Origin of the sequence: Actinomyces bovis, assembly GCF_900444995.1 — a bacterium.
Taxonomy (GTDB): Bacteria; Actinomycetota; Actinomycetes; order Actinomycetales; family Actinomycetaceae; genus Actinomyces; species Actinomyces bovis.
Genome location: NZ_UAPQ01000001.1, coordinates 611,661 through 631,029, shown reverse-complemented (window position 1 = coordinate 631,029; position 19,369 = coordinate 611,661). Strand labels below are relative to the sequence as shown.

Sequence of the window (19,369 nt, the reverse complement as noted above, 5' to 3'; positions counted from 1 at the left end):
GCCCATGTCCGAGGCACTGACCGTCGACGTCGTCGACTCCAAGGGCAAGAAGACCGGCACCGCCGAGCTTCCCGCCGAGATCTTTGACGTTCCCACCAACATCCCGCTGATGCACCAGGTCGTCGTGGCCCAGCTCGCCGCGGCCCGCCAGGGCACCCACGCCACCAAGACCCGCGGCATGGTCCGCGGCGGTGGCAAGAAGCCCTACCGCCAGAAGGGAACCGGCCGCGCCCGCCAGGGCTCCACCCGCGCCCCCCAGTTCGCTGGCGGTGGCACGGTGCACGGCCCCCAGCCGCGCGACTACACCCAGCGCACTCCCAAGAAGATGAAGGCCGCCGCCCTGCGCAGCGCCCTGTCGGACCGCGCCCGCAACGCCCGCGTCCACGTCATCACGGAGTTCCTCACCCAGGACAAGCCCTCCACCAAGTCGGCCCTGTCCGCCCTGCGCAACCTCACTGAGCGCAAAGCCCTGGTGGTCGTAGACCGCGAGGACCTGCTGAGCGCCCTGAGCCTGCGCAACCTGCCTGACGTCCTTGTGACCTGGGCCGACCAGCTCAACACCTACGACGTCCTCCTCAGCGATGACGTCATCTTCACCGCCGAGGCCCTGGACAACTTCCTGGGCAAGCGCGAGGAGGAGGAGTCCAAGTGAGCCTTGAGAAGAGCAAGAACCCCCGCGACGTAATCGTCGCGCCGGTGGTCTCCGAGAAGTCCTACGCCTGCATGGACCGTGGCCAGTACACGTTCATTGTCGCGCCGGGAACCAACAAGACCGAGATCAAGCAGGCCATTGAGGCCATCTTTGACGTCAAGGTCGCCTCGGTGAACACCTCCAACCGCCAGGGCAAGGTGCGTCGCACCCGGACCGGACTGGGGAAGTCGAAGGACACCAAGCGCGCGATTGTCACGCTGCGCGAAGGCTCCATCGACATCTTCGGCGACGCCGAGTGACGCGGAAGGTAGATCGAGATGGGAATCCGTAAGTACAAGCCGACGACGCCGGGTCGCCGCGGCTCCTCCGTGGCCGACTTCGTCGAGATCACGCGCAGCGAGCCCGAGAAGTCCCTCGTCCGTCCGCTGAGCAAGTCCGGTGGCCGCAACAACAGCGGCCGCGTCACCACCCGCCACAAGGGCGGCGGTCACAAGCGTGCCTACCGTGTGATCGACTTCCGTCGCCACGACAAGGACGGCGTGCCCGCCAAGGTCGCTCACATCGAGTACGACCCCAACCGCACCGCCCGCATCGCACTGCTGCACTACGCCGACGGCGAGAAGCGCTACATCATCGCGCCGAACAAGCTCGGCCAGGGTGACGTAGTGGAGTCCGGCCCCAAGGCCGACATCAAGCCCGGCAACAACCTGCCGCTGCGCAACATCCCCACCGGTACCGTCGTGCACGCCGTCGAGCTGCGCCCCGGTGGCGGCGCCAAGATCGCCCGCTCCGCCGGAACCTCGGTGCAGCTGGTGGCCAAGGAGGGCAAGTACGCGCAGCTGCGCATGCCCTCCGGCGAGATCCGCAACGTCGAGGCCGCCTGCCGGGCGACCGTCGGCGAGGTCGGCAACGCCGAGCAGTCCAACATCAACTGGGGTAAGGCTGGCCGCATGCGCTGGAAGGGCGTCCGCCCGACCGTCCGCGGTGTCGTCATGAACCCGGTTGACCACCCGCACGGTGGTGGTGAGGGCCGCACCTCCGGTGGTCGCCACCCCGTCTCTCCGTGGGGCAAGCCCGAGGGCCGTACCCGTCGTCCGAACAAGTCCAGCGACCGCCTCATCGTGCGTCGTCGTCGGACCGGCAAGAAGCGCTGATAGGAGCCTGATATGCCGCGCAGTCTGAAGAAGGGTCCCTTCGTCGACGACCACCTCATGAAGAAGGTGGACGCCCAGAACGAGAAGGGCACCAAGAACGTCATCAAGACCTGGTCCCGTCGTTCGGTTATCACGCCGGACTTCCTCGGACACACCTTCGCCGTCCACGACGGTCGTAAGCACGTCCCGGTCTTCGTCACCGAGTCCATGGTGGGCCACAAGCTCGGCGAGTTCGCCCCGACCCGCACCTTCCGCGGGCACGTCAAGGACGACCGCAAGTCGCGTCGCTGACGCCGTCGGAAGTTAAGAGAGGCAAAGAAGAATGGAAGCCAAGGCGCAGGCCAAGTTCGTGCGCTGCACGCCGATGAAGGCGCGTCGAGTGATCGACGTCGTCCGCGGCAAGCGCGCGGTTGAGGCTGTCAACGTCCTCCGTTTCGCCCCGCAGGCTGCTGCCGTGCCGGTGCGCAAGGTCGTCGAGTCCGCTATTGCTAACGCCCGTGTAAAGGCGGAGAAGGCTGGCGAGCGTTTCGACGAGAACGAGCTGTACATCGTGACCGCGTTCGCTGACGAGGGCCCCACCCTCAAGCGTTTCCGTCCGCGTGCCCAGGGGCGCGCTGGCCGGATCCTCAAGCGGACCAGCCACATCACCGTAATCGTCGGTGAGAAGGCCGACACCAAGAAGAAGGAAGGAGCCCGGTAATGGGGCAGAAGGTCAACCCGACCGGGTTCCGCCTGGGCATCACCACGGACCACCGCTCGCGCTGGTTCGCGGACTCCACGAAGCCCGGTCAGCGTTACCGCGACTTCGTCAAGGAGGACGTCCAGATCCGCCGTCTCATGGAGGACGGCATGGAGCGGGCCGGTATCTCCAAGGTAGACATCGAGCGCACCCGTGACCGCGTCCGCGTGGACCTCCACACGGCCCGCCCGGGCATCGTCATCGGGCGCCGTGGCGCCGAGGCCGAGCGCCTGCGTGGCTCCCTGGAAAAGCTCACCGGCAAGCAGGTCCAGCTGAACATCCTTGAGGTCAAGAACCCGGAGATGGACGCCCAGCTGGTAGCCCAGGGCATCGCCGAGCAGCTCGCCTCCCGTGTGTCCTTCCGGCGCGCCATGCGCAAGGGCATGCAGTCCGCCATCCGCGCTGGCGCCAAGGGCATCCGGGTGCAGTGCTCCGGCCGCCTGGGCGGCGCTGAGATGAGCCGCTCCGAGTTCTACCGTGAGGGCCGCGTGCCGCTGCACACCCTGCGGGCGAATATCGACTACGGCTTCTACGAGGCCAAGACCACCTTCGGACGTCTCGGCGTCAAGGTGTGGATCTACAAGGGCGACCTGACCGAGCGCGAGTTCGCTCGCCAGCAGGCCGAGGCCGGCCAGCGTGGCCGTGGCGGCCGTAGCGACCGCCGTGGTGGCGCCCGCCGCGGTGAGCGCCCGGCGCGTCAGAGCAACGAGCAGCAGGCCGAGCAGACGCCGGCCGCCGAGAACGCTGCCGCTTCCCAAGGATCGGAGGCCTGAGCCCCATGCTCATCCCCCGCCGGACGAAGTTCCGCAAGCAGCACCGCCCGCACCGTTCGGGCCTGTCCAAGGGCGGCAACCAGATCGCCTTCGGTGACTACGCCATCCAGGCTCTTGAGCCCGCGTACATCACCAACCGGCAGATCGAGGCGGCCCGTATCGCCATGACCCGCCACATCAAGCGTGGCGGAAAGGTCTGGATCAACATCTTCCCGGACCGCCCGCTCACCAAGAAGCCCGCCGAAACCCGTATGGGTTCCGGTAAGGGTGCCCCCGAGTGGTGGATCGCCAACGTCAAGCCCGGACGCATCCTGTTCGAGCTGGGCGGCGTGGACGAGGCCCTGGCCCGTGAGGCCATGCGTCGCGCCATGCACAAGCTTCCGATGAAGACCCGTTTCGTAACTCGTGAGGGTGGTGACGTCTGATGGCTATCGGTTCTAAGGATCTGACCCCAACCGACCTGGACGCCATGGACAACGAGCGCCTCGCTGAGGAGCTCTCCAAGGCTAAGTCCGAGCTGTTCAACCTGCGGTTCGCCGCAGCCACGGGCCAGCTGGAGGACCACGGCCGCCTCAAGGCCGTGCGTCGTGACATCGCCCGGATTTACACGATCGTGCGCGAGCGTGAGCTCGGCATCCGTACCGCTCCGAGCACGGAGGAGTCCAAGTGAGCGAGAAGAGCACCCAGGACGTCGTCGCCGAGACTGAGCGCCCCCAGCGCAAGGTCCGCCGCGGCTACGTCGTGTCCGACAAGATGCAGAAGACCATCGTCGTGGAGATCGAGGAGCGCTACAAGCACTCCCTCTACGGCAAGGTGCTGCGCCGTTCCAAGAAGGTCAAGGTCCACGACGAGGCGGAGACCGCCCACGTCGGCGACCTGGTCGAGATTATGGAGACCCGCCCGCTCAGTGCCACCAAGCGCTGGCGCCTGGTCACCATCATCGAGAAGGCCAAGTGACCTGAACTGGTCCTGACCGGGTTTAGACCCGGAATGCTGATGCCGCAGCCGCCCCTTGGGGTTGGCTGCGGCATCAGTGTTTGCGCTGGGCTAGCCGTGGTGCCTGGCTGAGCAGGGCCGTAACGCTTAGCTGAGCTAGCCGACGCCGTCGTCGTGACTTGAAAACCGGTGAGCAAAGGCACAGGCCGGAGCGGGATACCGCGGTTCTCGGGGCTGGCGGCCTGCACTAGGCTATGAGAGTTGCGCGCACCCGGAGTGCGCCCGTCAGAGACCTCGCACGCATGCGTGCCTGTGTCTGGTGGGAGTGACCGGGACCCTCTCAGCCCTGTGGCTGCTTGGGGTGCGTGACTTCAGAAGGAACGTTCGGCCAGGCTCGGCACGCCCGAGAACCGGCTCGACGACAGGAGAACACTCAATGATCCAGCAGGAGTCGCGACTTAAGGTCGCCGACAACACCGGTGCCAAGGAGATCCTTTGCATCCGTGTGCTCGGTGGCTCTGGTCGGCGCTATGCGGGTATCGGCGACACGATCGTCGCTACCGTCAAAGACGCCATCCCTGGCGGCAACGTCAAGAAGGGCGACGTCGTCAAGGCGGTCGTCGTGCGCACTCGCAAGGAGCGCCGTCGTCCCGATGGCTCGTACATCCGCTTCGACGAGAACGCCGCCGTCATCCTCAAGAACGACGGCGAGCCGCGCGGCACGCGCATCTTCGGTCCCGTCGGCCGTGAGCTTCGCGAAAAGAAGTTCATGCGCATCGTCTCACTCGCCCCGGAGGTGATCTGACCATGGCACGCATCAAGAAGGGCGACCAGGTGATCGTCATCGCGGGCAAGGACAAGGGCAAGACCGGCCGTGTCCTCGAAGTCCTCACGGACTCCGACCGCGTCGTGGTTGAGGGCGTCCAGCGCGTCACCAAGCACACCAAGGTTGGCCAGTCCGCTCAGGGCGCTCGCACCGGCGGCATCGAGACCGTAGAGGCCCCGATCCACGCCTCCAACGTCATGCCCGTTGACCCCAAGACCAAGAAGCGCACCCGCGTGGGCTTCCGCGTCGAGGAGGGCCAGCGCCCCAACGGCCGCAAGCGCACCGTCCGCGTGCGTTACGCCAAGAAGTCCGGGGAGGACCTGTGACCATGACTGAGAACACCACCCCCCGCCTCAAGGCCAAGTACCAGGACACCATTGCCCCCGCGCTGGGCAAGGAGTTCGGGCACAGCAACGTCATGGAGGTCGGCCGCATCGTCAAAGTTGTGGTCAACATGGGCGTCGGCGAAGCCGCGCACGACTCCAAGATGATTGAGGGCGCCGTCCGCGACCTGGCTGCGATCACCGGCCAGAAGCCGCAGATCACCAAGGCCCGCAAGTCCATCGCCCAGTTCAAGCTGCGTGAGGGACAGCCCATCGGCGCCCACGTCACCCTCCGCGGTGCACGCATGTGGGAGTTCCTGGACCGCCTCATCTCGATCTCGCTTCCGCGCATCCGCGACTTCCGCGGCCTGTCCCCGAAGCAGTTCGACGGCAACGGCAACTACACCTTCGGTCTCACGGAGCAGTCCGTGTTCCACGAGATCGACGTCGACTCGATTGACCGCGTCCGCGGTATGGACATCACCGTGGTGACCACGGCCAAGACCGACGAGGAGGCTCGCTCGCTGCTCAAGCAGCTCGGCTTCCCCTTCAAGGAGAAGTGACATGGCGAAGACCTCTCTGATCCAGAAGGCCAACCGCAAGCCGAAGTTCGGCGTACGGGCCTACACGCGCTGCCAGCGTTGCGGCCGGCCGCACTCGGTGTACCGCAAGTTCGGCCTGTGCCGTATCTGCCTGCGGGAGATGGCCCTCCGTGGCGAGCTCCCCGGCATCTCGAAGAGCAGCTGGTAAGGAACTACGTCGCAGGTCCGTTGAGGAAACCACGACGAGGAAGGGCTGAGGCCCACTCATGACTATGACAGACCCCATCGCAGACATGCTGACCCGTCTGCGTAACGCAAACCAGGCCTACCACGACACCGTCTCGATGCCGTCGAGCAAGCTCAAGGTCAACATCGCCAAGATGCTGAAGACCGAGGGCTACATCGCGGACTTCGACGTGACGGACGCGGAGGTCGGCAAGACGCTCACCCTGACCCTCAAGTACGGCTCGAACCGCCGCCGCGCCATCCAGGGCGTACAGCGGATCTCCAAGCCTGGTCTGCGCGTCTACGCCAAGTCCACCAACCTGCCTAAGGTCCTCGGCGGCCTGGGCGTGGCGATCCTGTCCACGTCCTCCGGCCTCCTGACCGACAAGCAGGCTGAATCCAAAGGCGTGGGCGGCGAAGTCCTCGCCTACGTCTGGTGAGATAAGGAACGGAGGAACACCATGTCTCGTATTGGACGGCTTCCCGTTCCGGTTCCCGCCGGAGTGGACGTCACCATTGAGGGCAACGACGTGACCGTGAAGGGCCCCAAGGGCACCCTCAAGCGCACGATTTCTGAGCCCCTGTCCGTCACCCGCCAGGAGGACGGCTCCATCCTCGTGACTCGGCCCGACGACGAGCGCAACTCGCGCTCTCTGCACGGCCTGTCCCGCACCCTGATCAACAACATGGTTGTGGGCGTCACCGAGGGCTACACCAAGCGCCTAGAGATCGTCGGCACCGGTTACCGCGCACAGCAGAAGGGCACCGGCGTTGAGCTGTCCCTCGGCTTCTCGCACACCGTGGTCGTTGAGGCTCCTGAGGGCATCACCCTCAAGGTCGACGGCAACCTGAAGATCGATGTCTCTGGCATCTCCAAGGAGCAGGTCGGCGAGGTCGCTGCGAATATCCGCAAGATCCGCCCGCCGGAGCCCTATAAGGGCAAGGGTGTGCGCTACTCCGGCGAGAACGTGCGCCGCAAGGTCGGAAAGGCTGGTAAGTGACCATGGCTTACTCGATCAAGAGGGGCAAGTCCAAGGCGATTGCCCGCAAGATCCGTCACCAGCGCGTGCGCAAGCACGTCAACGGCACGCCCGAGCGTCCCCGCCTGGTTGTCTTCCGCTCCAACCGTCACATGGTGGCGCAGGTTATCGACGACACCGTGGGCCACACCCTGTGCGCTGCCTCCACCCTGGAGGCTGCGGCCAAGGGCGTAGAGGGCCACAAGGTGGGCGCGGCGCACAAGGTCGGCGAGCTGATCGCCGAGCGCGCCAAGGCGCTGGGCATTGAGGCGGTCGTCTTCGACCGCGGTGGCAACAAGTACCACGGTCGTGTAGCGGCTGTGGCTGAGGGCGCCCGTGAGGGCGGGCTCGCTCTGTGAGCCCTGAGACGACGAGAGAACAGAGGAGAATCTGATGGCTGCTGAGCAGCGAAACAGGTCCGCGTCGTCCACCGACTCGGCCACCAGCAACGAGCGGGGCGAGGGCCGCGGCCGTCGCGACCGCAACAATGACCGTCGCGACCGCAACAACGCTCGCGAAAAGTCCGACCAGTACATCGAGCGCGTAGTCACCATTAACCGCGTCTCGAAGGTGGTCAAGGGTGGTCGCCGCTTCACCTTCACGGCGCTGGTCGTCGTCGGTGACGGCGAAGGCACCGTGGGTGTCGGCTACGGCAAGGCGAAGGAGGTTCCCGCCGCGATCGCCAAAGCCGTGGAGTTCGCGAAGAAGAACTTCTTCCACGTGCCGATGATCCGCCGCACCATCCCCCACGTCATCCAGGGTGAGGACTCCGCCGGAGTCGTCCTCCTGCGCCCGGCCTCCCCGGGTACTGGGGTTATCGCCGGTGGTCCGGTGCGCGCCGTCATGGACGCCGCCGGTATCCACGACATCCTGTCCAAGTCGCTCGGCTCCTCGAACGCGATCAACATCGTGCACGCCACGATTGCCGCGCTCAAGCAGCTTGAGCAGCCCGAGGCTGTTGCCGCCCGTCGTGGCCTGCCGCTTGAGGACATCGCCCCGCAGGCTCTGCTGCGGGCGCGTGCCGAGGGCGAGGCTGAGAAGCGCGCAGCCGCCGAGAAGAAGGAGGCCGAGCTGGCCGCCGAAGGAGTGGGTGAGTGATGGCTGAGTCCAAGCCCAAGCAGCTGAAGGTCACGCAGGTTCGTTCTGGCATCGGGGGCACCCACAACCAGCGCGAAACCCTCAAGACTCTCGGCCTGCGCAAGATCCGCCAGTCCGTCGTCCGCGAGGACTCGCCCACCCTCCAGGGGCAGATCCGCACGGTGGCGCACCTCGTGACCGTTGAGGAGGCCTGAGATGGCTGACACCAAGAAGACGGAGGAGACGACCCGCGTCGTCAAGCTCCACCACCTGCGTCCCGCCCGGGAGCTAAGAAGGCCAAGACCCGCGTGGGTCGCGGTGAGGCTTCCAAGGGTAAGACCGCCGGCCGCGGTACCAAGGGCACCAAGGCCCGCTACCAGGTGAAGGCAGGTTTTGAGGGCGGCCAGATGCCGCTGCACATGCGCCTGCCCAAGCTGCGTGGCTTCCGCAACCCCAACCGGGTTGAGTTCCAGCCGGTGAACGTTGGCCGCATCGCCGAGCTCTTCCCCAAGGGCGGCAAGGTCACCGTTGAGGACCTAGTCGAGAAGGGCGCCGTGCGCGGTGGCCAGCTCGTCAAGGTGCTCGGCACCGGTGACGTGAAGGTCAAGCTGGAGATCGTCGCCGACGCTTGGTCTGGCTCCGCCAAGGAGAAGATCGAGGCCGCCGGAGGCTCCATCACCGCTCGTTGAGCCTTGGCTCACGTCCGGTAGACGGCGTCTCGACCGTCTAAACCTGCAAAACCGCGCGAGCGGTGCGGTAACCCCGCATCGCTCGCGCGGTTTCGTGTCTTCAAACAGCTTGGCCAGCAGCGGCGACGTCGTCGTTATGTGATCTGCTTGGAGCCTCGCGAGTTCATCAATACGGCACAGTCGGGGTAGGGTAGCGGCGGCGTGACGTGCGCCTTTTCCCGACTGCCGCAAGCATGCGCAAAACACCGCATGCGGTCGGCAGTACAGCCCAACAGCAGACCACAGGAGTCCGAGTGCTCAGCGCTTTTGTGCAGGCGTTCAAAACGCCCGACCTGAGGAAGAAGCTCCTCTTCACCCTTAGCATCATGGCGTTGTTCCGCCTCGGCTCAGTCGTCCCCACCCCGGGCGTCTCCCTGAAGAACGTCAAGACCTGCATAGGCCAGGCTGAAGATTCTGGGCTGGTCAACCTCATCAATATTTTCTCCGGTGGTGCGCTGCTCCAGCTGAGCGTTTTTGCGCTGGGCATCATGCCCTACATCACCGCCTCCATCATCATCCAGCTGCTGCGCGTGGTGATCCCCCGCTTTGAGGAGCTGCACAAGGAGGGGCAGGCCGGTAACGCCAAACTAACCGAGTACACGCGCTACCTGACCATCGCCCTGGGCTTGCTGCAGTCCTCCACCATCGTGGCCACCGCCACCAGCACCGGCCCCAACGCCCTGTTTGGCGCCTGTAAGGTGCCCGTGGTCCCCAACGCCACCCCGATGACCATGATCCTGATGATCATCACTATGACCGCAGGCACCGGCCTGATCATGTGGCTGGGAGAGATCATCACCGAGCACGGCATCGGCAACGGCATGTCCCTGCTGATCTTCACTTCGATCATCGCCCAGTTCCCCGCCAATATGATCTCCATCGCCGGAGGCAACGGCGGCATCTCCAAGTTCCTGATCGTTGTAGCCGTGGTGCTGGTAGCCACACTCGCCGTCGTCTACGTGGAGCAAGCCACTCGCCGCATCCCGGTGCAGTACGCCAAGCGGATGATCGGGCGCCGCCAGTACGGCGGCTCCACCACCTACATCCCGATCAAGATCAACACCGCCGGCGTTATCCCCGTCATCTTCGCCTCCTCCATCCTGGCCATGCCACAGCTGATCACGCAGTTCGTGGACGGCAACCACAGCTGGACCAACTGGATCGCCAACAATCTGCGGCAGACAGACACGGTCTACCTGGTGGCCTACGCGGTTCTGATCCTGTTCTTCGCCTTCTTCTACACCGCCATCACCTTCAACCCGGAGGAGATCGCAGACAATATGAAGAAGTACGGGGGCTTCATCCCAGGTATCCGCGCCGGAGAGCCCACCGTCCGCTACCTCAGCTACGTCATCAACCGCGTGACAACCGCCGGCTCGCTGTACCTGGTGATCCTGGCCATGATCCCGACCCTGGCCGTCATCTGGCTGGGCCTGTCGCAGGCGCTGCCCTTTGGTGGAACCACGATCTTGATTATGGTTGGCGTTGGTTTGCAGACCGTTAAGGAGATCAACTCCCAGCTGCAGCAGCGCCACTACGAAGGATTCCTCTCATGACCGCACGCATGGTTCTACTCGGCCCTCCCGGGGCTGGCAAGGGCACCCAGGCCGCCCGTATCTCAGAGCGTCTAAGCATTCCCGCGATCTCCACCGGAGACATCTTCCGCGCCAACGTCGCCGGTGCCACCCCGCTGGGCGTGCAGGCCAAGGCCTATATGGACAAGGGCGAATACGTCCCGGACGCCGTCACCAACGCCATGGTCAAGGACCGCATCGCCCAGGACGACGCCGCGGCGGGCTTCCTGCTGGACGGCTACCCGCGCACCGAGGCCCAGGTTCACGAGCTGGACCAGATGCTCGCGGATGCCGGTCAAGCTCTGGACGTGGTTCTGGAGATCACCGCGGACCCTGAAGCCGTGGTGGAGCGCCTCCTCAAACGGGCCACCGAGCAGAACCGGGCCGATGACACCGAGCCCGTCATCCGCCGCCGCCTAGAGGTCTACGCTGAGCAGACCGAGCCGCTGGCTGCCCTCTACGAAGCCAAAGGACTGCTGGTGCGCGTGGATGGCATGGGCGAGATCGACCAGGTCACTGAGCGCATTATGAAGGCCCTGGCAAAGGCTGGGGTAAGCGCCTGAGCACACTGATGGCGGGTCGTTCGCATGGCGGGCGGCCCGTCGTCGTTGTTACTACGAATCCTCCGGCAGGCATTAGCTGAGCGCCCTGAGGAGTACCTGTCCAATAAGACCAACCCTGAAGGAAAAACTGTGCTGGGACGCGAGCAGATTCAGATCAAGACGCCGGAGCAGGTGCGCAAGATGCGCAAAGCTGGGCTCGTCGTCGCCGACATTCACAAAGCCCTGCGCGAGGCCGTGGCCGCCGGAGTGACCACCGCTGAGCTCGACGCCGTCAGCGCCGCCACCATTGAGGCCGCGGGCGCTCGCTCCAACTTCCTGGGCTACTACGACTACCCAGCCACCGTCTGCATTTCCGTCAACGATGAGGTGGTGCACGGCATCCCCGGCCCCCGAGTGCTCCAAAAGGGCGACCTGGTCACCTTTGACTGCGGCGCCTACCTAACCGACCCGGATGGCACGCAGTGGCATGGTGACGCCGCCTTCACCACTGTGGTGGGTGGGCAGTACGCCAACAATTCGGACCGGATTTTAGACACTGCCACCCGGGCCGCCCTGTGGGATGCAATCGCGGCGATTGCCCGCGCCGTCAGCGGGGAGGCCAAGGGGCGTGCTGCCTGCCTGAATGCGGTGGGCGACGCCGTAGAAGCGCGGGTGGAACAGGTGGCTCAGGAGGAAGGCGTGGAGCTGGGAATCCTGGAGGACTACGTGGGGCACGGCATTGGCACCGCCATGCATATGCCGCCCGACGTGCTCAACTACTCCGTCAAGCGCAAGGGTCCCAAACTGCGCCCGGGCATGGTGCTGGCAGTGGAGCCTATGCTTACGGCTGGCAGTGGGAAAGTGCGGGAGCTTCCCGATGGTTGGACGGTAGTAACTGCCGATGGGTCGCGCGCGGCTCAGTGGGAACACACGGTGGCGATTGTGCCCGGGGGAGTGTGGGTGCTCACCGCTCCAGACGGCGGGGTGGAGGGTTTAGCGCCCTATGGCATTGAGCCCAAGCCCTGCTGAGTGCTGCGGTGGGGCTAGGGCCTGGGTCCTGTCGGGCTAACCGGGCTGTAGCGGCCAGACAAGTTTGCGGCTTTTGTGGTCGATCAAGGACCGGCTCAGCTTGTGTCTCGGATCGCTTGCGCGGTAGGTTTACCCCAGTGAACGGCTATGATCGTTCGCACCCCATTCCCATCATAAGGTCGCAAGGAGGCAACCTATGTCCCGCACTTCCCGCGCTCTGATCGCCGGTGGCGCCGCTCTGGCGCTCCTGGCTGGCTCTGGCGCTACCTTCGCTCGCTGGTACGACGAGAAGCCGGTCACCACCGGCACGGTTAACACCGGTAGCCTGCGCATCCTGGACTCAGACAAGCCTGACGTCTGGCTCATCAACACCCAGACCGAGGGCACCGACGCTGAGCCTTCGGCCACCTTCGACCCCGCCAAGGACAAGCTGGTTCCGGGTGACGTCGTGACCCTGACCAAGCACGTCAAGGTGGAGATCGTCGGTAAGAACCTGGTGGCCACCTTTGCTGCGCAGAACTCCGCTGGCACTCTGCCCAAGGGCCTGACCGCCAGCTACGAGACCGACTGCGCTGACGGCGCCAACCTATCCTTCCTGACCGAGGCGCAGAACGGCAAGGAGTGCACCGTCAAGGCCACCTTCGTTTACCACAAGGGCGGCAAGGACGAGGTCGGCGGTGAGAACTCTGGTTCCGCCCTGCCGGAGAACCTGCCCACCGGTCCGACTCATGGTGAAGGCTGGCACAAGCCCTCCGATGGTGAGCAGAACCGGGCTATCCCCTTGGGCGACATCAAGCTGGTGCTCGAGCAGCACGACCGCCCCGGCGCGCCGATCCCCGCGCCCTGAGCCATTCCTTTGAACAACGACTGATCTAAGTCCCTCGGGCCGACGCTCCTGTGAGCGTCGGCCCGAGGCTCGTCTGTAGCCCCGGCAGGCTGAATTGCGGCGCGGCACCTGCGTCAAAGCAGATGCCATTCTGGGGTTGGTGCAGTTCCAGGTATCTTCCATGCTGGGCCGTGAGCCACAGGCGGACAGGCCCATGCCGCAATCACAAGGAGGTGCCCATGCCTGCATCAGCAGGTGATGAGGAGAACCTCCTGCCCTATTACTGGTCCGGTCCTAGGTTGTCCGAAAGTGCACCAAAGCAGCGATTGCGCAGTGCTGCCAGGTGGAGTGGGGTAGGTTCCCCTCGGCGTTACCAGGTCACGCGCGCCAACCGCAGGCACGAGGCGCCAGTGCACAGAGACGCGCTGCACGGCACTGCCACTTCCCTCCGCCCCGCGCCAGCGCCCGGCAAGGCGGCTGCGTCCAGTGCTCCTGCCCCGCGCAGCCTGGCCACCCACGCCACTGAGGGACCACAGTGGCGAAAGGTGGTGCCACTGCCGGGGCGGCCCGAACCCCGCCGTCGGCTACCCCGACCTAAACCCACGGGACCGCTGGCGCTGCTTGTCTCCACGATTGAAATCCTGCTGGGGCTGACGGTGATCGCGGTGATCGGCGCAGTCTCCCTGGTGCCTGCCTTCATGGGCTGGGTGCCTTTGACCGTCCTGACCGGCTCCATGAGTCCCGGTATCCCCCCGGGTTCCCTAATCGCGGTGCGGTCAGTGAGTTTGGAAGAGGCCAGTCACCTACCGCTTGGCACGGTGGTTACCTATCTACCTGAAGCAGGCTCGGATGTGCTGATCACTCACCGCATCGTGGGTCTTCAGGCTGCTGAGGACGGCACCTCCAACTACCGCATCCAGGGCGATGCCAATGGAGCACCAGACCCCGGGTGGATTAAACCCAAGCAGATTCGCGGAATCCTGCGTTACCACCTGCCCTTTTTAGGGCGTGTGTTGGTGTTTTTGGACCCCTCTGCGAAGGCCGCTTGGCGCACGGTTGCAGCTGGGGGACTAGGCCTATACGCCCTGTGGGAGGGCGCCGGAATCCTGGTGGAACGACGGCGACTACGGCGTCGGGAGCAGCGCAGTGTGGCAGGAACCACCGCCTGAGCGCCCCAGTGCAGATGGTGGTGCAGCCAAGCCCTGGCATAGAGTTAGCAGCCGGACGTCTGTCCTTGCTTCGGCGCGCCTGCGCGCTGGTCACTGACCAGCCGGGGGAGTGGCGGGGCAGGTGGACGATCCCCCGGCGGCGTCGTCGCCGGGAAACTCGAGCGAGAAAGTACCGAGAAGGAACATGGCCAAAAAGGACGGCGTCATCGAGGTCGAAGGATCGGTCGTCGAGGCCCTCCCCAACGCGATGTTCCGGGTGGAGCTGAGCAACGGGCACGTAGTGCTCGCGCATATCTCCGGAAAGATGCGGCAGCACTACATCCGTATCCTGCCTGAGGACCGCGTGGTTGTGGAGCTCAGCCCCTACGACCTCACCCGCGGTCGCATCGTCTATCGGTACAAGTGACAAGCCAGTCCCACAGGGCTGGTGGAGGAACATCATGAAGGTCAAGCCGAGCGTCAAGAAGATCTGTGACAGCTGCAAGGTGATTCGTCGCCACAACCGCGTCATGGTCATCTGCACGAACCCGCGGCACAAGCAGCGCCAGGGCTGAACCCCGAGCCTGCAGGCCACCTAGCCAGTGGCCACAACTCAAGCATCCACCCCAGTGAGCCCCGCGCTCACAACCCCCGGTTCTCGGAGGCCGGGGCCGTCTAAAAATAAGGCGGAGGGAGTGGGTGACGACCTCCGGGAGCACACAGGAGAACCACCACCGTGGCACGTATTTCCGGTGTCGACCTCCCCCGTGAGAAGCGGGTCGAGATCGCACTCACCTACATTTTTGGTATCGGCCGCACCCGCGCGGACGAGACCCTCAAGGCAACGGGCGTCAACCCTGACACCCGCGTCAAGGACCTCACCGAGGACGAGCTGGTCAAGCTCCGCACCCACATCGACGCCAACTACCAGGTCGAGGGTGACCTCCGCCGTGAGGTTCAGGCTGACATCCGCCGCAAGGTTGAGATCGGCTGCTACCAGGGCCTGCGCCACCGCCGCCACCTGCCGGTGCACGGCCAGCGCACCAAGACCAATGCGCGCACCCGCAAGGGCCCCAAGCGCACCGTGGCCGGCAAGAAGAAGGCCAAGTAAGCAGTAATCCAGGCGCCGGGCACCTAGCCCCGGCACGGACCGACGACCTCACCACAAGAAGGAAAAATGCCTCCCAAGACTCGCACCGCCGTGCGCAAGCCGCGTCGCAAGGACCGGAAGAACGTCACCCACGGCCACGCCTACATCAAGTCCACCTTCAACAACACCATCGTGTCCCTCACGGACCCGAATGGCGCCGTAATCTCCTGGGCCTCCTCTGGCCAGGTCGGCTTCAAGGGCTCCCGCAAGTCCACCCCCTACGCCGCCCAGCTCGCGGCTGAGGCTGCCGCCCGCCGCGCCCAGGAGCACGGCATGAAGAAGGTTGACGTATTCGTCAAGGGCCCCGGCCCAGGCCGTGAAACCGCGATCCGCTCCCTCCAGGCCGCAGGCCTTGAGGTCGGCTCCATCACGGACGTCACCCCCCAGGCGCACAACGGCTGCCGCCCCACCAAGCGTCGCCACGTCTGAACGACCCAGCCTCGACGGCGTAGCCCGGCCCCGCGCCGAGCTACGCCGTCGGGACAGATACTGCACCGGCGCCTCCCACCGGGAGCCCGCCGGGCCGCCACCCGCATTACGGCGGGGTCGGGGCGGCCAACCTGGACCGGCGTCATATAGCGGGCGCCGAGACGAAAGGAAACCCGAGTGCTGATTGCACAGCGACCCACGCTCACCGAGGAGGTCGTCGAGGAGGACCGTCGCTCACGGTTCATCATCGAGCCCCTGGAGCCCGGCTTCGGCTACACCCTGGGCAACTCCCTGCGCCGCACACTGCTGTCCTCGATTCCCGGCGCCGCCGTCACCTCCATTCGGATCGACGGCGTGCCCCACGAGTTCCGCACCATCGCGGGCGTGAAGGAAGACGTCACCCAGATCATCCTGAACATCAAGGAGATCGTCCTCTCCTCGGAGAATGACGAGCCCGTGGTCATGTACCTGCGCAAGTCCGGCCCCGCCGTCGTGACTGCTGGTGACATCACCCCGCCCGCCGGCGTGGAGATCTACAACCCCGAGCTGGTCATCGCCACCCTCAACGAGAAGGGCAAGCTGGAGATCGAGCTGACTGTGGAGCGTGGCCGCGGCTACGTTTCCGCCAGCCAGAACAAGGACCCCAACGCGGAGATCTCCCGGATCCCAGTTGACTCCATCTACTCCCCGGTTAAGAAGGTTTCCTACGCCGTAGAGGCCACCCGTGTGGAGCAGCGCACCGACTTCGACCGCCTGGTCGTGGACGTGGAGACCAAGTCCTCCATGACCCCGCGTGACGCCCTCGCCTCCGCCGGTAAGACCCTGGTTGAGCTCTTCGGCTTGGCCCGGGAGCTCAATGTGGAGGCAGAAGGCATTGAGGTTGGCCCCTCCCCGATGGACCAGGCCCTGCAGCAGGACCTGGCCCTCATGATCGACGAGCTGGACCTGCAGGCCCGCTCCTCCAACGCCCTCAAGCGCGAGGGCATCCACACCGTAGGCGAGTTGGTGGCCCGCAGCGAGGCTGACCTGCTTGACATCCGTAACTTCGGCGCCAAGTCCATCTCCGAGATCAAGGAGAAGCTGGCAACCCTGGGACTTTCCCTTAAGGGCTCACCGATCGACTACATCGCGGATGACGCCTACGCAAACCCCACCTTCAGCGACGAGCAGGCCTGAGCGCCGCCTCGCATAAACCAAGGAGACAACAATGCCTCGTCCCACTAAGGGTCCCCGCCTGGGCGGCTCCGCCCAGCACGAGCGCCACCTGCTCGCCAACCTGGCTCGTCAGCTTTTCCTGCACGAGTCCATCACGACGACGGAGGCTCGGGCTCGCCGCCTGCGCCCCTATGCCGAGAAGCTCATCTCCAAGGGCAAGCGGGGCGATCTGCACGCCCGCCGCACCGTGCTCCGTAAGATCACGGACAAAGAGGCCGTTTACCGCCTCTTCGAGGTGATTGCCCCCAAGCTTGAGGGCCGCGAGGGCGGTTACACCCGCATCATTAAGACGGCTCCTCGCAAGGGCGACAACGCCCCCATGGCCGTGATCTCCCTGGTGCTGGAACCGGTTGCCAAGAAGGAGATCGTGGACGACGCCGTCGCCACCGCCAAGAAGGCTGCCGCCAAGGCCACCGAGAAGGCTGCGGAGAAGAAGGCCGCTAAGGACGCCGAGAAGGCTGACAAGGCTGCCAAGACCGCCGACAAGGCTGACAAGACCGCCGACAAGACTGAGAAGGCTGACAGCCAGATTGCCGCCCTGGCTGCCCCGGCTGAGGTCAAGGAGTATCAGGGCGCCGTGCGCGTTGCCGAGGGCACCGCAGCTGCACCTGACGCCGACCACCAGATCAAGGGCAACGAGGACTCCATGAAGTACCACGTGCCTGGATCGCGCTGGTACGAGGCCACCATTGCTGAGGTTTGGTTCGCCACCGTTGAGGACGCCGAGGCCGCTGGCTTCGTGCCTGCCGGTGGTGCCGCCGCGCAGCAGGTAGCCAACTGAAACTGAGCCTACTCAGCTAAACCGTCTGGGCTGACTCTCCACCAGGGGAGTCAGCTCAGACGGCCTTAACGCAGACCGTTTAGCACCCGCCCAAGGTCGTCGATGGCCCGGGCAACCACACCTGGGGCATCCAAGGCCACCAAGTGGCCGGCACTGCGCACATGGCGGATTCGCAGGTTGGAGAAGGCATGGTAGGTGTGCCGCACCTCCGCCGCACTGGCCGCCGGGGCTGCCTCCAACAGGATGGTAGGCACCGCAACTGCTGCAACATCGCTTTGCCTGAGGGCAATCAATTCATCCAGCTGCCCCGAGTATGCGAAGAACTCAGCCGCCCGGGCAGCCAGGGCAGTTGGCGGCACCCAGGCCTGCTCCCAAGTCTCCTGGTCAAGCGCCTCAGGACGCCGTAGCTCGTGGCGCACCGCCGTTAGCAGCAAGCCAGATACCGCCTGCCGGACAGGCGAGAGGCGCAGCAGGGTCCGGGTGGCGCTCTGGCAGGCGGCGGCCAACAGCGGTACCCCAGTGCCGGGCAGGCGGCAGGCCGCCATCGGGCGTGGCAGCTTTAGGGCCACCGCCAGTGAGGGGTCCACCAAAACCAGGCCGGCAACGAGCTCGGGCCGCAGCCGAATCACCGCCTCAGCTGCAAAGGCTGCCATCGAGTGGGCGACCAGGAGCAGCGGCAGACCAGCGGCCTCAGGCTGGGCTCGCAAGGAATCGAGGGCGTCAATCAGCTCCTGAGTCTGCTCGCGTAGCAGCGGCACCTTTGCAGAACTGGCCGTCTCCTGGGCCCTGCGGTCCACTGCCACCACCAGGTCTTGAGGCAGCAGCGCAGGCACCTCCTGCCAGAACTCTGCGGGCAGCGCCGCCCCGGGTAGAAGCACCACGAGCATGCGTGCCGGCGCGCCACCTGCAGGGCCGGTGGTAAGCAACCGCAGGCCGCCAAAGCGGCTATCGTCGGCAGCTGGCTCGCTGTTCATAGCTACTCCTTGCAGGGACCCAGGCGAGTAATTATCACCACGAAAAGCGCGTCGTAAACCAGGGTTGCACAGATCTGCGGCCACAGCTGGGCACCTGGGAGTAGAAACTCAAACAGCACCACCAGCACATCGGCAACCACCACTAAGGCCGTTGCCGCCGCAGCCAAGCGGGTAGTTCGGGTCCAGCCCTGTGTAAGCCGCAGCCCCAAGAAAACCGCAGCGAGCATGGTTATAAAACCGGCGCCCGCCAGAACCGAGGAGACCTCATGGAGCCGGGTGGCTAGGGTCGCCGACTTCTGGCAGCTGGCGCTTGCCGCTAGCGAGCAAGGCAGATTCAAAATGGCGTCCAGGAAGGTGGCACCGCCAGCCAAAATGCTTCCGATGACCAGCCCAGGTGCCCAACGGCTCAGCCAGCACCGCCAACGACGTCGCCCCAGCACCGCCACCGCAATCAGGAGAGCACCAGCCAACATGTCCCCACCCCGGAATAGCCACTGCCAGGGCTGATCCTGGGCAGCCAGTTCCGACAGGTAGCCCGGGCGCATCCGCCCCACCCACAGCCAGGGGCCCAGCAGCCAGGCGTTGTAGGGCACCAACACCAGTGCTATGAGCAGACGCCGATAGGTCACCGAGATCGGCGGAACTGGCCTAGTTGCGGGGTCCTTGCCAACCGCCAAATCCTCTGGCGCCACTGTCCGCATGCAGTG

Annotated in this window: 31 protein-coding genes and 1 pseudogene; 30 read left to right on the top strand and 2 right to left on the bottom strand. The window is 65.2% G+C overall.

Annotated elements, in window-relative coordinates:
- The first annotated feature begins 4 nt into the window (after positions 1-4).
- From rplD to rplQ, 30 genes and pseudogenes are all read left to right on the top strand, one after another.
- Positions 5-652 carry a 50S ribosomal protein L4 gene (rplD, locus tag DR039_RS02800; RefSeq protein ID WP_111835851.1) on the top strand — a complete coding sequence of 216 codons (648 nt, stop codon included), beginning with the start codon at positions 5-7 and terminating at the stop codon, positions 650-652.
- Entirely contained in the window at positions 649-951 is a 303-nt protein-coding gene (gene rplW, locus DR039_RS02795) for a 50S ribosomal protein L23 (RefSeq protein WP_111835850.1), read from the top strand. The genes rplD and rplW overlap by 4 nt, the downstream gene beginning before the upstream one ends.
- Before the next feature lie 18 nt (positions 952-969).
- Positions 970-1,806 carry a 50S ribosomal protein L2 gene (rplB, locus tag DR039_RS02790; protein WP_111835849.1) on the top strand — a complete coding sequence of 279 codons (837 nt, stop codon included), beginning with the start codon at positions 970-972 and terminating at the stop codon, positions 1,804-1,806.
- Positions 1,807-1,818: 12 nt separating this feature from the next.
- The gene (rpsS, locus tag DR039_RS02785; RefSeq protein WP_006548387.1) at positions 1,819-2,097 is read left to right on the top strand and encodes a 30S ribosomal protein S19; all 279 of its coding nucleotides are present in this window, start codon (positions 1,819-1,821) and stop codon (positions 2,095-2,097) included.
- Between the two features lie 31 nt (positions 2,098-2,128).
- On the top strand, positions 2,129-2,506 hold the full coding sequence (rplV, locus tag DR039_RS02780; protein ID WP_111835848.1) for a 50S ribosomal protein L22: 378 nt from the start codon (positions 2,129-2,131) through the stop codon (positions 2,504-2,506).
- Positions 2,506-3,318, top strand: coding sequence for a 30S ribosomal protein S3 (gene rpsC / locus DR039_RS02775; RefSeq protein WP_111835847.1), 813 nt, complete (start codon positions 2,506-2,508; stop codon positions 3,316-3,318). The genes rplV and rpsC overlap by 1 nt, the downstream gene beginning before the upstream one ends.
- Positions 3,319-3,323: 5 nt before the next feature.
- Positions 3,324-3,743 carry a 50S ribosomal protein L16 gene (gene rplP, locus DR039_RS02770; protein WP_111835846.1) on the top strand — a complete coding sequence of 140 codons (420 nt, stop codon included), beginning with the start codon at positions 3,324-3,326 and terminating at the stop codon, positions 3,741-3,743.
- Positions 3,743-3,988, top strand: coding sequence for a 50S ribosomal protein L29 (gene rpmC / locus DR039_RS02765; RefSeq protein WP_111835845.1), 246 nt, complete (start codon positions 3,743-3,745; stop codon positions 3,986-3,988). The genes rplP and rpmC overlap by 1 nt, the downstream gene beginning before the upstream one ends.
- A complete protein-coding gene (gene rpsQ, locus DR039_RS02760; RefSeq protein ID WP_111835844.1) occupies positions 3,985-4,275 on the top strand; it encodes a 30S ribosomal protein S17 in 291 nt (96 codons plus the stop codon). The genes rpmC and rpsQ overlap by 4 nt, the downstream gene beginning before the upstream one ends.
- A 415-nt stretch (positions 4,276-4,690) precedes the next feature.
- Positions 4,691-5,059 (top strand): 50S ribosomal protein L14, encoded by a 369-nt coding sequence (gene rplN / locus DR039_RS02755; RefSeq protein ID WP_005987242.1) that lies wholly within the window; start codon positions 4,691-4,693, stop codon positions 5,057-5,059.
- A 2-nt stretch (positions 5,060-5,061) separates the two neighbouring features.
- The gene (gene rplX / locus DR039_RS02750; RefSeq protein ID WP_111835843.1) at positions 5,062-5,406 is read left to right on the top strand and encodes a 50S ribosomal protein L24; all 345 of its coding nucleotides are present in this window, start codon (positions 5,062-5,064) and stop codon (positions 5,404-5,406) included.
- Between the two features lie 2 nt (positions 5,407-5,408).
- On the top strand, positions 5,409-5,966 hold the full coding sequence (gene rplE / locus DR039_RS02745) for a 50S ribosomal protein L5 (protein ID WP_111835842.1): 558 nt from the start codon (positions 5,409-5,411) through the stop codon (positions 5,964-5,966).
- A 1-nt stretch (position 5,967) separates the two neighbouring features.
- A complete protein-coding gene (locus tag DR039_RS02740) occupies positions 5,968-6,153 on the top strand; it encodes a type Z 30S ribosomal protein S14 (RefSeq protein ID WP_111835841.1) in 186 nt (61 codons plus the stop codon).
- Between the two features lie 58 nt (positions 6,154-6,211).
- The gene (gene rpsH, locus DR039_RS02735; RefSeq protein ID WP_111835840.1) at positions 6,212-6,610 is read left to right on the top strand and encodes a 30S ribosomal protein S8; all 399 of its coding nucleotides are present in this window, start codon (positions 6,212-6,214) and stop codon (positions 6,608-6,610) included.
- Between the two features lie 21 nt (positions 6,611-6,631).
- Positions 6,632-7,171, top strand: a complete 540-nt coding sequence (gene rplF / locus DR039_RS02730; protein ID WP_111835839.1) for a 50S ribosomal protein L6 — start codon at positions 6,632-6,634, stop codon at positions 7,169-7,171.
- Positions 7,172-7,173: 2 nt separating this feature from the next.
- Positions 7,174-7,548: a 50S ribosomal protein L18 gene (rplR, locus tag DR039_RS02725; RefSeq protein ID WP_111836022.1), complete on the top strand. Its 375-nt coding sequence runs from the start codon at positions 7,174-7,176 to the stop codon at positions 7,546-7,548.
- Between the two features lie 34 nt (positions 7,549-7,582).
- A complete protein-coding gene (gene rpsE / locus DR039_RS02720; protein ID WP_111835838.1) occupies positions 7,583-8,287 on the top strand; it encodes a 30S ribosomal protein S5 in 705 nt (234 codons plus the stop codon).
- Entirely contained in the window at positions 8,287-8,481 is a 195-nt protein-coding gene (gene rpmD, locus DR039_RS02715) for a 50S ribosomal protein L30 (RefSeq protein ID WP_111835837.1), read from the top strand. The genes rpsE and rpmD overlap by 1 nt, the downstream gene beginning before the upstream one ends.
- Position 8,482: 1 nt before the next feature.
- Positions 8,483-8,955, top strand: a pseudogene (gene rplO, locus DR039_RS02710) (50S ribosomal protein L15).
- A 293-nt stretch (positions 8,956-9,248) separates the two neighbouring features.
- Complete coding sequence (gene secY, locus DR039_RS02705) at positions 9,249-10,550, top strand: preprotein translocase subunit SecY (RefSeq protein WP_111835836.1); 1,302 nt, start codon at positions 9,249-9,251, stop codon at positions 10,548-10,550.
- On the top strand, positions 10,547-11,131 hold the full coding sequence (locus DR039_RS02700) for an adenylate kinase (RefSeq protein WP_197719031.1): 585 nt from the start codon (positions 10,547-10,549) through the stop codon (positions 11,129-11,131). The genes secY and DR039_RS02700 overlap by 4 nt, the downstream gene beginning before the upstream one ends.
- Positions 11,132-11,260: 129 nt before the next feature.
- Positions 11,261-12,139: a type I methionyl aminopeptidase gene (map, locus tag DR039_RS02695; protein ID WP_111835835.1), complete on the top strand. Its 879-nt coding sequence runs from the start codon at positions 11,261-11,263 to the stop codon at positions 12,137-12,139.
- Between the two features lie 196 nt (positions 12,140-12,335).
- Positions 12,336-12,986, top strand: a complete 651-nt coding sequence (locus DR039_RS02690; RefSeq protein WP_111835834.1) for an alternate-type signal peptide domain-containing protein — start codon at positions 12,336-12,338, stop codon at positions 12,984-12,986.
- A 218-nt stretch (positions 12,987-13,204) separates the two neighbouring features.
- On the top strand, positions 13,205-14,134 hold the full coding sequence (locus DR039_RS02685) for a signal peptidase I (protein WP_170166912.1): 930 nt from the start codon (positions 13,205-13,207) through the stop codon (positions 14,132-14,134).
- A gap of 184 nt (positions 14,135-14,318) precedes the next feature.
- Complete coding sequence (infA, locus tag DR039_RS02680; protein ID WP_111835832.1) at positions 14,319-14,540, top strand: translation initiation factor IF-1; 222 nt, start codon at positions 14,319-14,321, stop codon at positions 14,538-14,540.
- 34 nt (positions 14,541-14,574) lie between these two features.
- A complete protein-coding gene (rpmJ, locus tag DR039_RS02675; protein WP_111835831.1) occupies positions 14,575-14,688 on the top strand; it encodes a 50S ribosomal protein L36 in 114 nt (37 codons plus the stop codon).
- A 161-nt stretch (positions 14,689-14,849) separates the two neighbouring features.
- Positions 14,850-15,224, top strand: coding sequence for a 30S ribosomal protein S13 (gene rpsM, locus DR039_RS02670; protein WP_111835830.1), 375 nt, complete (start codon positions 14,850-14,852; stop codon positions 15,222-15,224).
- Between the two features lie 66 nt (positions 15,225-15,290).
- Positions 15,291-15,692 (top strand): 30S ribosomal protein S11, encoded by a 402-nt coding sequence (rpsK, locus tag DR039_RS02665; RefSeq protein WP_111835829.1) that lies wholly within the window; start codon positions 15,291-15,293, stop codon positions 15,690-15,692.
- Between the two features lie 177 nt (positions 15,693-15,869).
- Complete coding sequence (locus DR039_RS02660) at positions 15,870-16,868, top strand: DNA-directed RNA polymerase subunit alpha (protein WP_111835828.1); 999 nt, start codon at positions 15,870-15,872, stop codon at positions 16,866-16,868.
- A 31-nt stretch (positions 16,869-16,899) separates the two neighbouring features.
- Entirely contained in the window at positions 16,900-17,688 is a 789-nt protein-coding gene (gene rplQ / locus DR039_RS02655) for a 50S ribosomal protein L17, sunset domain variant (protein WP_111835827.1), read from the top strand.
- A 65-nt stretch (positions 17,689-17,753) separates the two neighbouring features.
- On the opposite strand, the gene DR039_RS02650 is transcribed toward rplQ, so the two are convergent.
- Positions 17,754-18,662: an alpha/beta hydrolase gene (locus DR039_RS02650; protein ID WP_111835826.1), complete on the bottom strand. Its 909-nt coding sequence runs from the start codon at positions 18,660-18,662 to the stop codon at positions 17,754-17,756.
- 2 nt (positions 18,663-18,664) lie between these two features.
- A complete protein-coding gene (locus DR039_RS02645) occupies positions 18,665-19,363 on the bottom strand; it encodes a DUF998 domain-containing protein (protein WP_111835825.1) in 699 nt (232 codons plus the stop codon).
- Between the last annotated feature and the right edge of the window lie 6 nt (positions 19,364-19,369).

What these genes read in the sequence shown, in the direction of transcription:
- rplD (WP_111835851.1), top strand. Translation starts at nt 5, where the DNA reads ATGTCCGAGGCACTGACCGTCGACGTCGTCGACTCCAAGGGCAAGAAG.
- rplB (WP_111835849.1), top strand. Translation starts at nt 970, where the DNA reads ATGGGAATCCGTAAGTACAAGCCGACGACGCCGGGTCGCCGCGGCTCC.
- rpsS (WP_006548387.1), top strand. Translation starts at nt 1,819, where the DNA reads ATGCCGCGCAGTCTGAAGAAGGGTCCCTTCGTCGACGACCACCTCATG.
- rplV (WP_111835848.1), top strand. Translation starts at nt 2,129, where the DNA reads ATGGAAGCCAAGGCGCAGGCCAAGTTCGTGCGCTGCACGCCGATGAAG.
- rpsC (WP_111835847.1), top strand. Translation starts at nt 2,506, where the DNA reads ATGGGGCAGAAGGTCAACCCGACCGGGTTCCGCCTGGGCATCACCACG.
- rplP (WP_111835846.1), top strand. Translation starts at nt 3,324, where the DNA reads ATGCTCATCCCCCGCCGGACGAAGTTCCGCAAGCAGCACCGCCCGCAC.
- rpmC (WP_111835845.1), top strand. Translation starts at nt 3,743, where the DNA reads ATGGCTATCGGTTCTAAGGATCTGACCCCAACCGACCTGGACGCCATG.
- rplN (WP_005987242.1), top strand. Translation starts at nt 4,691, where the DNA reads ATGATCCAGCAGGAGTCGCGACTTAAGGTCGCCGACAACACCGGTGCC.
- rplX (WP_111835843.1), top strand. Translation starts at nt 5,062, where the DNA reads ATGGCACGCATCAAGAAGGGCGACCAGGTGATCGTCATCGCGGGCAAG.
- rplE (WP_111835842.1), top strand. Translation starts at nt 5,409, where the DNA reads ATGACTGAGAACACCACCCCCCGCCTCAAGGCCAAGTACCAGGACACC.
- DR039_RS02740 (WP_111835841.1), top strand. Translation starts at nt 5,968, where the DNA reads ATGGCGAAGACCTCTCTGATCCAGAAGGCCAACCGCAAGCCGAAGTTC.
- rpsH (WP_111835840.1), top strand. Translation starts at nt 6,212, where the DNA reads ATGACTATGACAGACCCCATCGCAGACATGCTGACCCGTCTGCGTAAC.
- rplF (WP_111835839.1), top strand. Translation starts at nt 6,632, where the DNA reads ATGTCTCGTATTGGACGGCTTCCCGTTCCGGTTCCCGCCGGAGTGGAC.
- rplR (WP_111836022.1), top strand. Translation starts at nt 7,174, where the DNA reads ATGGCTTACTCGATCAAGAGGGGCAAGTCCAAGGCGATTGCCCGCAAG.
- rpsE (WP_111835838.1), top strand. Translation starts at nt 7,583, where the DNA reads ATGGCTGCTGAGCAGCGAAACAGGTCCGCGTCGTCCACCGACTCGGCC.
- rpmD (WP_111835837.1), top strand. Translation starts at nt 8,287, where the DNA reads ATGGCTGAGTCCAAGCCCAAGCAGCTGAAGGTCACGCAGGTTCGTTCT.
- DR039_RS02700 (WP_197719031.1), top strand. Translation starts at nt 10,547, where the DNA reads ATGACCGCACGCATGGTTCTACTCGGCCCTCCCGGGGCTGGCAAGGGC.
- DR039_RS02690 (WP_111835834.1), top strand. Translation starts at nt 12,336, where the DNA reads ATGTCCCGCACTTCCCGCGCTCTGATCGCCGGTGGCGCCGCTCTGGCG.
- DR039_RS02685 (WP_170166912.1), top strand. Translation starts at nt 13,205, where the DNA reads ATGCCTGCATCAGCAGGTGATGAGGAGAACCTCCTGCCCTATTACTGG.
- infA (WP_111835832.1), top strand. Translation starts at nt 14,319, where the DNA reads ATGGCCAAAAAGGACGGCGTCATCGAGGTCGAAGGATCGGTCGTCGAG.
- rpmJ (WP_111835831.1), top strand. Translation starts at nt 14,575, where the DNA reads ATGAAGGTCAAGCCGAGCGTCAAGAAGATCTGTGACAGCTGCAAGGTG.
- rpsK (WP_111835829.1), top strand. Translation starts at nt 15,291, where the DNA reads ATGCCTCCCAAGACTCGCACCGCCGTGCGCAAGCCGCGTCGCAAGGAC.
- rplQ (WP_111835827.1), top strand. Translation starts at nt 16,900, where the DNA reads ATGCCTCGTCCCACTAAGGGTCCCCGCCTGGGCGGCTCCGCCCAGCAC.
- DR039_RS02650 (WP_111835826.1), bottom strand. Translation starts at nt 18,662, where the DNA reads ATGAACAGCGAGCCAGCTGCCGACGATAGCCGCTTTGGCGGCCTGCGG.
- DR039_RS02645 (WP_111835825.1), bottom strand. Translation starts at nt 19,363, where the DNA reads ATGCGGACAGTGGCGCCAGAGGATTTGGCGGTTGGCAAGGACCCCGCA.